The following is a 13,232-nucleotide window of genomic DNA, read 5'->3' as shown; positions in this document are numbered from 1 at the left end:
CGTCAGCTCCGTTTTGTCCCGAGTTCTTAAGCTCTGATTACGCCCTTATCCGAAAGCTCCTGGAGCATGGATATGGTGTCTGCGAGGATTTCCTGCAGTGGCGCGTTGTACTCTTTTGCAAGCTCCGACGCGATCTGCTCGACCGAGTTCACGCCATCACAACGCTTCAAGATTTCGATAGCGATCGGATCGGGCTCGAAGACGCGTTCAGGCGCGAGCACGTGCCAGCGACCGCGGCCCGCATCGTGCCTTAACTTAATGTGGGGTGGCATCGCTGGCTTTGAAGCCGGCGCGATGATCACACGTGTGCGATGTGCTTCGCCGCTCATCGATCAGCCTCTGGCCGGAATGCGCCGGGCGGAATATGTCCGTCGACGTAGGCGTGATGGAGTGCATCGAGCTGCACCCACAGCACGTTACACTTGAAACGCACGGCCTCGACGCAGGCTTCCTGTTCGTCGCGCGTCTTGGCATTCTTCAGGATGTACTGCAGCGCGAAGTCGGCGTCGCGCGGCGCCTGCGTCAGGCGGCGCTTGAAGTAGGCCATCACCTTGTCGTCGATGAAATCGTAGTTCTCGAGCATGCCCGAGATCCGCTCTTTGTGGATCTTCGGCGCGAAGAGTTCCGTCAGCGACGATGCGACGGCGATCGTCAAAGGCTGCTCACGGACGAATGTGACGTAGGCCTCGACGGCGAAAATGGTGGCAGGCAGGGCACCGCGGCGCGAGATCACATATTCACGATCGAGACCGAGGCCGTCCGTCAAAATAAGCCAGCGTTCGATGCCGCCCGGCTCGTCCGGCGGAAGGCCGTCATGGTCGAGAATACGATGCGTCCATTCCCGGCGCAGCTCGCGATCGTAGGCGCGGCTGATGAGGGCCGCATCTTTGCGCGGCACCGCGGATTGGTAGCAGAAGCGGTTCAAGGCCCAGGCTTGGACCTGGCCGCGATTGAGTTTGCCCCCGTGCAGCATGTGATGAAAGGGGTGCAGGTCGTGATAGCGCTCCGGTCCGACGGCGCGGATCGCGGCTTCGAATTCCGCGGGCGACATCGGCGGCTCGTTTTCACGGCGTTCGGCGTTTTTCTTTTCGAGGCTGACAGGGTTCATAAGCGGACCTCCATGCCGTCGAAGCCGACTTCCCATCCGGCGGCGTCGACAACTTTACGGGCTTCTGAGTTCTCGTCCAGGATTGGGTTGGAATTGTTGATGTGCACGTAGATCCGGCGCTTCACATTGAGCTGGCGCAATGCCGAAATCGACCCTTCGGGCCCGGAGACCGAGATATGGCCCATGCGCTTGCCCGTCTTGTTCAGCAGGCCCTGGGTCAGCATTTCATCGTCAGTGAAGAGTGTGCCGTCCAAGAAAATCAAATCGGCGCCGCGGATCTTGTCTGCGAGCGGCGGGTCGATCTCGGCGACGCCTGGAACATAGAAAAACGATTTGCCGGTTTTGGCATCGGTGACTTTGAGGCCAATGGTGTCGCCGTCGCGGCTGCCGAAATTGTTGCCGGCGTCGCCTTTCTCAAGAAAGAGCGCGACTTTGCCGGGTACGGCGAAGGCTTCGACGACGAGGCCGGTGTCGACGCCGCCGCCTTCAAGGCGCGTCGGCTGGTCGAGTTCGAAGGTGTTGCGGGAAACCTTGTCCCGGGCAAGCACTTCGAAAACGCTGTTGGCGTTCAGGGTCGCTAGAACGCGGTCTGCGGCGTAGATCGAGAAGGGCTGGCCTTCGCGGAGGCTCAAGAGGCCGGTGATATGGTCGACGTCGGCGTTCGTCAGAACGACGGCCTTGATCGGCGAATTGCGCAGCGCGCCAGCCTTTGCAGGCTGCAGTTCTGGCGTTTCGTTGATCTGCTGGCGGATGTCGGGCGAGGCGTTGAGCAATACCCAATTCGAGCCGTCAGCACTGACGGCGAGAGACGATTGCAGCCTTGCCTTATATCCCGCTACGCCGGCCCTCACACTGGATGAGTGAAAGCCATTGCAATTCCATTGCGGGAATCCGCCCCCAGCGGCGGACCCGAGTACTTTGATGATCATGTGAGCTGAATGTTGTTGCGCCGACGGATCGCCGAAGCCGGCAGCGCTTTCAATTATTCGAGATGAAACGGCCGCGGCGGCCGATGATACATCGACCGCCGCGCCGGTGTCTCACAAACCTTGCGAGACCGAAGACTTCATCGGTTAGATGAGGTCGATCTCGGCCGGCAGGTAGCTCGTGACCTCGAGGCCAACTTCCTGCTCGCGCACTGCGGGTTTGGTCCAAATCTTCATAGTGTTTCCTCCAAAGCGGTAAACTGCTTACGTCTTTGCAGACCCCGCCGAGGGCCCACCAGATCGGTGCAGGCACTTTTGTCGTGCCGCTCCAATCTGCGGATCAGCTGACCAAAGTCAAGGCTGGTTGCCGCTGTCCACTGATGTAGATCATGCTCCGGGTCTTCTTTTCAAATCAATGCGCTTCACGTCTGCGTGTGAACCAATTGGCCCGGCGCTTGGGGTGAGACCCGGTGTGGAATTTGGACCTCCGGCTCGCCGGATGTGGGTCCATTTCGGCGGACGATCCACGACTCCGATTTTTTGCCGGTTGGGTCTGGGATATTAGAAAATTATTCTTATCTTCGGGTGAAATGCCGCAGGAGCGTAGAAAATTGTCCTACAATATCGTATGGAACCGGGCTTGGCGGCGTGACGTTCGGCTTTCTCGGTCGGGTGTTAAGGATTGTCTTTTAGAATGCATGGGCGGCTTACGCGGCCGGCCGGCATGTTTGGGCTTTTCCGGAGCTCGGAGGCGCGCTACGCCCGCGCCCTGAACGCCGGGCTAATACCCTGACGAGGAGAGCATTTAGTGACCGCGACCCCACTGCTTCCGCGCAACGCGCCTTTTCTGCCGGAAGACATCGAACTGTTGAATAAAGTGGTTGCGCGGACAACTCCGCAGCAGCGTTCGTGGCTGGCCGGCTTTTTTGCCGGTTTCGAGGCCGCGCAGAGCGGTGGCATGGCTCAGGTGGTGCCGGCATCCAAGCCGCGCGCGCCGCTCACTATTCTCTATGCGAGCGAAAGCGGTAACTCCGAAGCCCTCGCAACGAAGGCAAAGAAAGCCGCCCAGAAGCACGGTCTCGATGCCAAGGTCTTCGATATGGCCGACGCCGACATGGCGCTGCTTGCCAAGGCGAAGAATATCGTCGTGTACGCCGCGACCTGGGGCGAGGGCGATCCGCCCGCCCGGGCTGTCGATTTCTATCAAGCGCTGATGAGCGATGCGGCGCCGCGCATCGACGGCGTGCGGTTCGCGGTTCTGGCGCTGGGCGATACGGCCTACACGCAGTTCTGCGCGACGGGAAAGGCCATCGATCAACGCCTCGAAGAATTGGGCGGTGTGCGAACGTTCGATCGCGTCGATCTCGATCTCGACTATGCCAAGAAGGCTGCCGAGTGGACGGAAGGTGCGCTAGCTAAACTGGCGCCGGAAGATACGCAGGCGGCCGGAGGAACGGTTGTGCATGTCGATTTCGGCGGCGCCTTCCCGCTGGCCGACGATGACGAACCGAAATTCACCGCGGAGCAGCCTCTCGAAGCCGAGATCTCGGCGCTCGTCAATTTGAACGGCAGCGGCTCGACGCGCGAGACGTGGCACACGGAATTTGCGTTCGAGGATCCGGCTTTCACCTATCAGCCGGGAGACGCGATCGGCCTGCTGCCGGAGAACGATCCGGCTCTCGTCGACGATCTTCTGCAAACGGTCGGGCTCGGCTCGGATGCCGCGCTGCTGCTCAAGGTGCAAAAGTCATTCGACGTGACGACGCTGTCGCGAGCGGCTGTCGAAAACTACGCGAAGCTGACCGGCCGTGCCGACGTCAAGGCGCTGCTCGAGGGCGAGGCTTATCCGAAGTTTGCGTCCGACCGGCAGCTCATCGACCTTTTCCTGGCGTACCCGGAGAAGCTCACCCCAGAACAGCTGACAAGTCTTTTGCGGCCGTTGCCGGGACGGCTCTACTCGGTCGCGTCGAGCCTCAAAGCGCATCCGGGTGAAGCGCATCTTCTCGTCGGCGCGGTTCGCTGGCAATCGCATGGCCGCGAGCGCAAGGGCGTCGCTTCGACGTTCCTCGGCGAGCGCCGCAAGATCGGCCAGACGGGCCGCATCTACGTCAAGCCGAACCGGCATTTCCGTCTGCCGGCCGACGGGCATACACCGATTATCATGATCGGCGCGGGAACGGGCGTTGCGCCCTATCGCGCCTTCGTCGAAGAGCGCATCGCCGACGGCGCCAAGGGTAAGAGCTGGCTCTTTTTCGGCGAGCGGAACTTCACCAATGATTTCCTGTATCAGCTCGAGTGGCAGGACTATCTGGCGTCCGGCGATCTGACGCGTATCGATGTTGCATTCTCGCGCGATCAGCCGGAAAAGATCTATGTCCAGCATCGCATCTGGGAAAAGCGTGCCGACATCAATGCGTGGCTGCAGGAAGGCGCGCACGTTTACGTCTGCGGCGACGAGAAGGGCATGGCGAAGGACGTCGATGCGATGCTCGTCAAGGTTCTTGCCGAGCCGCTCAAGGGCGATGAAGAGGCGGGCCGCGCGAAGCTCAAGGAGCTGACGAAGGCCGGCCGCTATCAACGCGACATCTACTAATTCAATTGCACGAAATCCTTTCGCAGCCGCCGAGGCCGAAGGGAGCCGGGGAATACGAAATGACCGACAAGCGTTCGAAGAACGAGATCATCAAAGAGCACAGTCATCAGCTGCGCGGTACGCTGGCTGAGGGGCTGCTCAAAGTCGAAACAGGTGCCATCGCGGAAGACGATCAGCAGCTGATCAAGTTCCACGGCTCCTACATTCAGGACGATCGCGACGTTCGCGGCGAGCGTGGGAAGAAGAAGCTCGAGAAGGCTTACTCCTTTATGATTCGCCTGCGCATTCCGGGCGGGGTCGTGACGGCGAAGCAATGGATCGGTCTCGATACCATCGCGAGTACTTATGCGAACGGCACGATGCGGCTGACGACGCGCGAGACATTCCAGTTCCACGGCGTCATCAAGTCGAACCTCAAGCGCACGATGCAGTCGTTCAACGACATCTGCCTCGATACGCTGGCTGCTTGCGGCGACGTCAATCGCAACGTGATGACGGCTGCCAATCCGCATCTGTCGAAGGCACACCGGCAAGCCTACGATCTCGGCAAGGCGATCAGCGAGCACTTGCTTCCCAGAACGGGTGCCTATCACGAGATCTGGCTCGACGGTGAGAAGGTCGAGGACGCGTCGCGGCCCGCGAAGAAGGACGAGGAGCCGATCTACGGCGTTCAGTACCTGCCGCGCAAATTCAAGGTCGTGGTGGCGGTGCCGCCCGATAACGACGTCGATATTTATGCGCACGACCTCGGCTATATCGCCATCGTCGAGAAGGGTGAGCTCGTCGGCTGGAACGTGACCGTCGGCGGCGGCATGGGCATGACCCACGGCGACCTCAACACCTTCCCACGCGCGGCTGATCTTCTTGGCTTCTGCAAACCCGATCAGGCGATCGACCTTGCTGAAAAGGTCGTCACCGTTCAGCGTGACTGGGGCAATCGCGAGAACCGCGCACGGGCGCGGCTGAAATATACGATCGAAGATCGCGGGCTCGATAATTTCCGCGATGAAGTCGAAAAGCGTCTCGGGTTCAAGCTCGAGAAGCCGAAGCCTTTCAAGTTCACCGGCACGGGCGACAAGATCGGTTGGCGGCAAACGTTCGATGCGAAGAAGGGTACGGAGAAGGCGTGGCATCTGACGCTCTTCGTCGAGAACGGCCGCATCAAGGATCGCCCCGGCTATGCGTTGCGGACGGCGCTGCGCGAGATAGCCGAACTCGGCATCTGCGATTTCGTCTGCACCGCGAACCAGAACGTCATTCTCTCGAACGTCACGGCGAAAGCGAAAGCCAAGATCGAAGCGATCTTCAAATCGCATGGCGTTTCGCTCGACGTTTCGTCGGGGCTTCGGCGCAATGCGATGTCGTGCGTTGCGCTGCCGACGTGCGGTTTGGCATTGGCGGAAGCGGAACGGTTCCTTCCTGATCTCGTCACCGCACTCGAAGAAAGCCTCGACAAAGCCGGTCTCAACGATGACGACATCGTCATCCGCATGACGGGTTGCCCGAATGGTTGCGCGCGGCCGTATCTTGCCGAGATCGGCCTCGTCGGCCGCAATCCGGGGCTTTACAACCTCTACCTCGGCGCGGCGTTCAACGGTTCGCGGCTCTCGAAGCTTTACGCGCAGGATGTCGACAAGCAGCGCATCGTTTCGCTGCTCGAACCGCTCTTCATCGCCTATTCAAAAGAGCGCGAGAAGGGGGAGCACTTCGGTGACTTCGCGATCCGGCATGGCGCCGTTGCGATCACGAACACGGGCAATCAGTTCCACGCCGATGTGAAGCTGGTTTAGGAGCCCTGGACCGTTTCTTTCGTCATCCCGGCGAAGGCCGGGATCCATCCAAGCCTGACCATAGCGAAGAACAGAGCCTGGACGGTTCCCCGTCTGCGCGGGGATGACTTTCTGTGCTTTTTTCGGCCAACTAAGTCTTCAGCGCGAGCTGGTAGGCGGCGAAGCAGAGGATCACCGCCAGGAAGATGCGCAGCAGCTGATCGGGTAGAACCCCGGTCAGGCGCGATCCGATTGCGATGCCTGGGATCGAGCCGACGAGCAGCAATCCCAACAACGCGAAACTCGTGTTCCCGATCGACATATGGCCGAGGCCCGATACGAGCGTCAGCGGTACAGCGTGCACGATGTCGGTGCCGATCAGGCGGCGCGTGCGGAGCATTGGATAGAGCAGCGTCAAGACGACGACGCCGATGGCGCCTGCGCCAACCGACGTCAGCGTTACGATCGAGCCTAGCGTCAAGCCGAGCAGCAGCGTCGGCAAGCGGCGGACTTTGATCTCTGCCGGTTCGCCCGCGTGCGCATGGCCGCGAACGACGAACGGATAGATCAGGATCGCGATCGAACTCAGCACAAGTGCCGCGACGAGCGCCTGCTTGATGAAATGAGCAAGCGCCGCGGTGTCGGGATTGAGAAGGTGCAGAACGATAAGCATCGCGACGGAGCCGGGGACGCTGCCCAACGCGAGCCAGCCGACAAGGCGCCAATTGACGTTTCCGAAATTATGATGGGGCCAGGTGGCCGACGCCTTGGTGATCGAGGCAAACAGCAAGTCCGTGCCGACAGCCAGGGCGGGCGGCACACCGATGTTCGTAATCAAGAACGGAGTCATCAGCGAGCCCGCGCCGACGCCCGTCATCCCGACGAGGAAGCCAACGACGAAGCCGCCCGTAATCACCATTGGCCACAGGGTGTGCAAATCGAATTCGGGCATGGGATTCCGTTGCGGGGTTGACGGACTGACCTACGCGAGATCACCCGGATCTGCAATTGCGGATTTATGGTTGTGATAACGGAGGTTCCATCGCGCACGCTTGTTTGCGCACGGCACTCGCGTTCCGTGAGCCGGCCGCCGTGCGCGATGTTCCGTCGACTTTAGGTGAGCGTTGAAGCCTACAATCCCGGGTCCATCCCATCATCGACTGGAGGCGGCGGTTCGATCGCCACGGAGACGCCAGCCGAGCGCAGAATGATCGCAACCTCGTTGGCGCGGCGCATGAACTCCTCGCGATCGCTCGAACTCATCGACAGGTCGCGATTGAGGCCGTTTGCGAGCATATCGCGCTTCAATACGAAACGACCCTCGGCCGGTTGTTCCGCCTTGGCGTTGACGGATGTCGCGATGCCGCCGGCGATCGTTGCGCCGGTGACGGAATCAACAAGCAAGAGCGTGCCGGTTTCCGGCGTCTCCGTGAAGACGTCGACGGAGGCGGCTCGGCCGAGTGAAATTTTCGCGATCGCGATGTCGTTCGCACTGCAGCTGCGTGCCGGACGCGACGCCATCGTTTCGAGATCGAGGAGGGCTTTGATCTCGATGTTGGAGACCGGGATGAGGTCGGTCGACGTCCGCAAGAGATAGCCGGCCGTCGGACTGAATGCATCTTCCGATAACCACACAAAGCGGGCTTCGATCGTTTGTGCCGGAACGGGACGCATCTCGGGCGCCGACAGCACGGCGCCGCGCGACACGTCAATATCGACGTCGAGTTGAAGGGCGACGGCCTGACCGGCGGAGGCACTCTGAAGGTCGCCGTTCATAGTCGCGATGCGGATGACCTTGCCGCTGGCGTTGCTCAGGGCATCGACGACGACGTCGCCGACTTTCACCGAGCCTGACGTGACGGTGCCGGCGAGGCCGCGGAAATCCTGGCCGTCGCGCAGCACGGTCTGCACGGGAAAGCGGAAGACGGAACCGGCTTCGCTGACACGGCTCGGCGTTTTTTCCAGGTGCTGGATCAACGTCGGGCCCGTGTACCAGGGCATGTTGCCGGAGCCCGCCGATACGTTGTCGCCGAAGACGGCGGACAGCGGAATCGCGGTCGCGTCCCAGAAATTGAATTTCCAGCACAACGTGCGGAAGTCGGCCTCGATTTTGCGGAACACGTCTTCCGACCAGCCGACGAGGTCCATCTTATTGACGGCGAGCACGACGTGCTTGACGCCGACGAGATCGAGGATCGCGGTGTGGCGCTTCGTTTGCTTTTTCACGCCCGAGCGCGCGTCGACGAGCACGATGGCGACGTCAGCGTGGGACGCGCCGGACGCCATGTTGCGCGTGTACTGCTCGTGGCCGGGGGAATCGATGATGACGAAACGGCGCGTTTCGGTATCGAAATACTTCCAGGCGATGTCGATCGTTATGCCTTGCTCGCGCTCGGCGACAAGGCCGTCCAGCAGCATCGAGAAGTCGGGAAGATCGGTGCCCGCGGCCTTGCGGCCCGAGCGGCGAACGTTCTCGCGCTGATCCTCGTAGAGATCGGACGCATCCCAGAGCAGCCGCCCGATCAAGGTCGATTTGCCATCGTCGACGGAGCCGCAGGTCAGAAGATGCGTGATGCCGCCAAGCTCGTGCACGAGATTGGGCACGACTTCGAGATGGGGCGCAGCCTTCTGCGTGGCTTCCGTTTTATGCAGTGCGTGCACCGACATCAGAAATAGCCTTCCTGCTTCTTCTTTTCCATTGCGCCGACCTGATCGTGATCGATCAAGCGGCCCTGGCGTTCCGAAGTCTGCGCGTTGATCGTTTCCGCAACGACGGCTTCGATCGTATCAGCGTCAGACTCGACGGCGGCGGTGAGAGGATAATCGCCCAGGGTGCGGAAGCGGATCTTTCGCATCTCGACTTTTTCACCGTCGCGCGGCTGGAGACGCTGGTCGTCCTGCATCAGGATTTGTCCGTTGCGGACGATCGTCGGTCTCTCGGCGGCGTAATAGAGCGGCACGACCTCGAGCTTCTCGCGGAGGATGTAGCGCCAGACGTCCTTTTCGGTCCAATTCGACATCGGGAAGACGCGAACGGTCTCGCCGGTTCCGAGACGGCCGTTCAACAGGTGCCACATCTCGGGGCGTTGTTTGCGCGGGTCCCAGCGGTGGCCCGACGCTCGAAACGAGAAGACGCGCTCTTTGGCACGGCTTGCTTCTTCGTCGCGGCGGGCGCCGCCGAATGCAGCATCGAAGCCATACTTGTCGAGTGCCTGCTTCAAAGCTTGCGTCTTCAGCACGTCGGTGTGGATCGAGGGCGCGTGATCGATCGGATTGATCCCGCGCTTGATGCCTTCCTCGTTGGTGTGGACGATCAGATTCAGTCCGAGCTGACGGGCCGTGCGATCGCGGAATGCGATCATATCCCGGAACTTCCACGTCGTATCGACGTGAAGAAGCGGGAAGGGCACGGCTTGCGGGAAGAACGCCTTGCGCGCGAGGTGCAGAAGGACGGTCGAATCCTTGCCGATCGAATACATCAGCACGGGCTTGCGGAACTGCGCCGCCGCCTCGCGGAAGATGTGGATGCTCTCGGATTCGAGTAGATCAAGATGTGAAGGCGATGCCGTCATGCGGCGCGGTCCTTTGGTTCAAAGCCGGGGTCTTCGGACTGCGTGTGAAGTCCGCATTCCTTGCCGTTCTCGTTTTCCCACCACCAGCGACCGGCGCGAATGTCTTCGCCCGGCTTGATGGCGCGCGTGCACGGCTGACAGCCGATCGACGGGAAGCCTTGGGCATGGAGTGCGTTGACGGGAATTTTGTTCCCCGCCACGTAGTCTTCGAGCTGAGCCAGCGTCCAATCGGCGATGGGGTTCAGCTTGATGAGTTTGGCGCCCGGGTCGTAGCTCGCGAAGTGCACGTGCGAGCGGCCTTGCGATTGCTCGCGGCGGAGGCCGGTCAGCCAGGCGGCCGCACCTTCGAGCGCGCGATTGAGCGGGCGGACCTTGCGTATTTCGCAGCAGGCCTTCCGCGCTTCGACGGAATAGCGAAAGCCGTAAATGCCGTCGTTCGACACGAGCTCTTCGACTTCGGCGGAGTCCGGAAACATCACGCGGATCTTGATGCCGTACTTGCCCTCGGTTTCGAACAGCGTATCGAGCGTTTCGGGGAAGTGCCGGCCGGTATCGAGGGTGAAAATGTCTATGTCCGTCGCCGTTGTCGCCACGGCGTGCGTGATCGCCTGATCCTCGATGCCGAGACTGGTCGAGAATGCGATCGTACCGTCGATGGCCGCACGGATGGCGGCGAGGCGCTCCTCGAGCGTCGTCAAGCTCGCGAGTTTCGCGTCAAGGTCAGCTGCAACCGCGTGTTGTGGCGCGGAATGATCATTGCCCGCCGATCCGCCAGGAGCGGATGGGGGTGCTTCGAACAGCGTCATGGAAGGCCTCCAGTGCTGCGATACATAGGGGTAAATCATTCCCCTGAGAAGCCATTTTTGCAAATAAGAATAGGATATTATTCCAGCATGTAAGGCTGGAAGACGTTTTTGTCGCCGTCAAGGTCCGTAGAACCCGGATGCGTTAAGCCCTGCGACAGACCGTGCCGGGGGGCTATTCCGGGCGGGATCCGGGGCCGGAAGAGGGGCGTGTTGCCGGCTGGGGGCGCGCGCAGCCAGAGCGGAGCAGCCTTCGGGGAAGAGAGGATGTGAGCTTCGTGACGTCGCCTCCGTGGGCCGCGCCTACCGCGTCTCAGAGGCGGTAGACCCCTCCCAAGCCGGCACGCCCGACCGAACGGGTGTCGTTCGATTCATGGGAGAGCGCCCGGTCCGGGGCCACGGGCGATCGTTTTCGTTTTTCAATCACCACGCATAGTCAAAGAGGTCCAGTTCGGCGCGGGCATTTCTTTCAATATGCTGACGGGCCGCAGGGCTGATGACTTCTCGATAATGGATTTCATTCGGACGCACTCCGCCCTTGGCGTTTGGTAGTGCGAGTGGTTCGTCGATGCCCAATCGAGACAATGTTGTTTGAAAGCCGCTCTCCAGCTCCTCGTAGCGGATGAAATGGTCCACCAGCACTTTGCCGCGCGATGCGTACATGAACCAGTTGGTCAGCACGGAAGGACTCGACGTCTCCAAGATATACTCGTTGATCGTTTCCTTGGTGTGGGCTCCGGTCTTTCGATTGTTCCAGAAGTATTGGCTCAGTGCCCGGTCGTATGGATTGCGAACGATGGTGAACTTGAAGTAGTTGTCCCAGACCGACTTGGGCAGCGCGCGGCGCACTCGGACGGCGGGCATGTGTTCGTAGAAAGCCTTGCGAAACCGAAAGTGTTTGGCGACGGGGGTGAGCGGCGGTATCGGCAGTGAGACATACGCAGCGCGATGAAGGGGAATCGCAAGATTGCGGGCCCGGTAGGACGAGTATTTTTGATCCTTGGATTCTCTCGCCGGCGCGATTATGTCGTCGGTTCCACAAAGCTCAGAAAGGGAAATCTCGACACTTGTGCCGGCAGTCTTGCTGGTCTTGACGAAAATGAAGCGTCGAGCGTGTGAAACGATCATTGAAGATATCCCGTGTGTTTCCCGGATGCCCTGCGTGTGTCGGGATCGGTTAAAGTCTTGACCCGAGAATGGCAAGATTGCCAGGCACTTCGTGCTTGGGCCGACCTTCGGTACGATGGTCGATCGCGCTCGGCGGATCAATGCATCCGGAAACCAAGAAAGTTCGTTGCGGACAACGAGGCTGGGGGGGTATGACCTCGTATAATTCGGCGACGCACAAAAACCAGTTCTGAAAATCATCTCTGTAGGTGGGAAAATCGGATAGCGGATTTTCTGCACCGTGACGTGTTTCTTTGGGGACACTGCGCCGTTAGGCTCTGGACCGAAGGTCAGTTTGCCGACATAAATCGCCAAATTCCGGTCGCCGGTTTTGGCCTGTGGTGGGGCATAAAATGGTATTCCATTTTCTCAAGCTGACAATACCGTATTGCCTTTTAATAATTGCCGTATGGTCGATTCCGAGCTGTCGGCTTAAGGATCGAATTGACGCTTTAGCTAAATTTATCAAGCACCACCGAAGATATCCGGCCAGAAGATTGGTTTTCAGCGATGTCTTGTACCGAATTAAATCGGGATCGGAACTGCTCGATCCGGTCAGGACTTTTACAACGGACAAAGAGCTGGCGAAGATATTCATCAGCGGTGTCGTTGGTCCTTCTTACAACGTCCCTACCATAGGAGTTATAAGATCTCACGCTGATCTGGCGGCATTTCGTTTTCCAGAGCGGTGCTTTATCAAAGCGACGCACTCTTCCGGACGCAATATATTCAGGCAAAATGGCGAGCCGATAAACTATGATGTTTTGAGTGAGTGGCTCAATCACAGCTACTATGAAAAGAAGCGCGAGGGCAATTACAGGGACTTGCGGCCGAAGATCATCGTCGAGTCGCCAGTTTTTGATGGGCGCGAGTTTTACGAATTGAGCCTGTTTTGCTGTAATGGCGAAGTCAAAATTATCATTAGGCAATACGGCGACAAATTGCGAAGACCTCTCGGAGAAGAAGGCTTTATACGGCCGAATGGCAAGACTGTAATTGCTCCATGGGCTACCCACTTGCAGAGGTGGCCGAGAGGCCGAAAAATCTCGATGAGATAATAACAGTCGCAAATGCGATAGCGGGTTACTTCTCTTTCGTGCGATTAGATATTTACACCGATGAAAATGAGTTTTTTGTCGGGGAGATTACGCATAGTCATGCGGGTGGGGGGCAATCATTTATCCCTCCGGAGGCCGAAATCGACATATCAAGGCACATTTTCGGCGTTGAAAAAGGTCTAGTGGCTTAGCCCGCCAGAGCGGCAGATGGTTCCCTTTTCAGGCGGGAGATCGTT

At 59.6% G+C, this 13,232-nt stretch carries 13 protein-coding genes; 4 read left to right on the top strand and 9 right to left on the bottom strand.

Annotated elements, in window-relative coordinates; translation table 11 throughout:
* Positions 1–26 precede the first annotated feature (26 nt).
* From pqqD to pqqA, 4 genes are all read right to left on the bottom strand, one after another.
* Entirely contained in the window at positions 27–329 is a 303-nt protein-coding gene (gene pqqD / locus AC1DK3_RS20260) for a pyrroloquinoline quinone biosynthesis peptide chaperone PqqD (protein ID WP_477194046.1), read from the bottom strand.
* Positions 326–1,108: a pyrroloquinoline-quinone synthase PqqC gene (gene pqqC, locus AC1DK3_RS20255; protein WP_477194045.1), complete on the bottom strand. Its 783-nt coding sequence runs from the start codon at positions 1,106–1,108 to the stop codon at positions 326–328. The genes pqqD and pqqC overlap by 4 nt, the downstream gene beginning before the upstream one ends.
* The gene (pqqB, locus tag AC1DK3_RS20250) at positions 1,105–2,037 is read right to left on the bottom strand and encodes a pyrroloquinoline quinone biosynthesis protein PqqB (RefSeq protein ID WP_477194044.1); all 933 of its coding nucleotides are present in this window, start codon (positions 2,035–2,037) and stop codon (positions 1,105–1,107) included. The genes pqqC and pqqB overlap by 4 nt, the downstream gene beginning before the upstream one ends.
* Before the next feature lie 144 nt (positions 2,038–2,181).
* Positions 2,182–2,271, bottom strand: coding sequence for a pyrroloquinoline quinone precursor peptide PqqA (gene pqqA, locus AC1DK3_RS20245; protein ID WP_041921595.1), 90 nt, complete (start codon positions 2,269–2,271; stop codon positions 2,182–2,184).
* Positions 2,272–2,842: 571 nt separating this feature from the next.
* Between pqqA and AC1DK3_RS20240 the strand changes: the two genes are divergently transcribed.
* Both AC1DK3_RS20240 and AC1DK3_RS20235 read left to right on the top strand, forming a co-directional pair.
* The gene (locus AC1DK3_RS20240; protein WP_477194043.1) at positions 2,843–4,627 is read left to right on the top strand and encodes a diflavin oxidoreductase; all 1,785 of its coding nucleotides are present in this window, start codon (positions 2,843–2,845) and stop codon (positions 4,625–4,627) included.
* Between the two features lie 59 nt (positions 4,628–4,686).
* Positions 4,687–6,417 (top strand): NADPH-dependent assimilatory sulfite reductase hemoprotein subunit, encoded by a 1,731-nt coding sequence (locus AC1DK3_RS20235; RefSeq protein WP_477194042.1) that lies wholly within the window; start codon positions 4,687–4,689, stop codon positions 6,415–6,417.
* 130 nt (positions 6,418–6,547) lie between these two features.
* On the opposite strand, the gene AC1DK3_RS20230 is transcribed toward AC1DK3_RS20235, so the two are convergent.
* From AC1DK3_RS20230 to AC1DK3_RS20210, 5 genes are all read right to left on the bottom strand, one after another.
* On the bottom strand, positions 6,548–7,348 hold the full coding sequence (locus AC1DK3_RS20230) for a sulfite exporter TauE/SafE family protein (protein WP_477194041.1): 801 nt from the start codon (positions 7,346–7,348) through the stop codon (positions 6,548–6,550).
* Between the two features lie 179 nt (positions 7,349–7,527).
* Positions 7,528–9,063 carry a GTP-binding protein gene (locus tag AC1DK3_RS20225; RefSeq protein WP_477194040.1) on the bottom strand — a complete coding sequence of 512 codons (1,536 nt, stop codon included), beginning with the start codon at positions 9,061–9,063 and terminating at the stop codon, positions 7,528–7,530.
* Positions 9,063–9,968, bottom strand: coding sequence for a sulfate adenylyltransferase subunit CysD (gene cysD / locus AC1DK3_RS20220; RefSeq protein ID WP_477194039.1), 906 nt, complete (start codon positions 9,966–9,968; stop codon positions 9,063–9,065). The genes AC1DK3_RS20225 and cysD overlap by 1 nt, the downstream gene beginning before the upstream one ends.
* Positions 9,965–10,774, bottom strand: a complete 810-nt coding sequence (locus tag AC1DK3_RS20215) for a phosphoadenylyl-sulfate reductase (RefSeq protein WP_477194038.1) — start codon at positions 10,772–10,774, stop codon at positions 9,965–9,967. Before AC1DK3_RS20215 ends, cysD begins: the two co-directional genes overlap by 4 nt.
* A 420-nt stretch (positions 10,775–11,194) precedes the next feature.
* The gene (locus tag AC1DK3_RS20210) at positions 11,195–11,899 is read right to left on the bottom strand and encodes a sulfotransferase family 2 domain-containing protein (protein ID WP_477194037.1); all 705 of its coding nucleotides are present in this window, start codon (positions 11,897–11,899) and stop codon (positions 11,195–11,197) included.
* A 392-nt stretch (positions 11,900–12,291) separates the two neighbouring features.
* On the opposite strand from AC1DK3_RS20210, the gene AC1DK3_RS20205 reads away from it, so the two are divergent.
* Both AC1DK3_RS20205 and AC1DK3_RS20200 read left to right on the top strand, forming a co-directional pair.
* On the top strand, positions 12,292–12,996 hold the full coding sequence (locus tag AC1DK3_RS20205) for an ATP-grasp fold amidoligase family protein (protein ID WP_477194036.1): 705 nt from the start codon (positions 12,292–12,294) through the stop codon (positions 12,994–12,996).
* Positions 12,942–13,187: an ATP-grasp fold amidoligase family protein gene (locus AC1DK3_RS20200; RefSeq protein WP_477194035.1), complete on the top strand. Its 246-nt coding sequence runs from the start codon at positions 12,942–12,944 to the stop codon at positions 13,185–13,187. The genes AC1DK3_RS20205 and AC1DK3_RS20200 overlap by 55 nt, the downstream gene beginning before the upstream one ends.
* Positions 13,188–13,232 lie beyond the last annotated feature (45 nt).

This window comes from Hyphomicrobium sp. 01T421 (assembly GCF_056398805.1).
The sequence above is the reverse complement of the archived record's forward strand: the minus strand, read 5'-3'. Positions and strand labels throughout refer to the sequence as shown.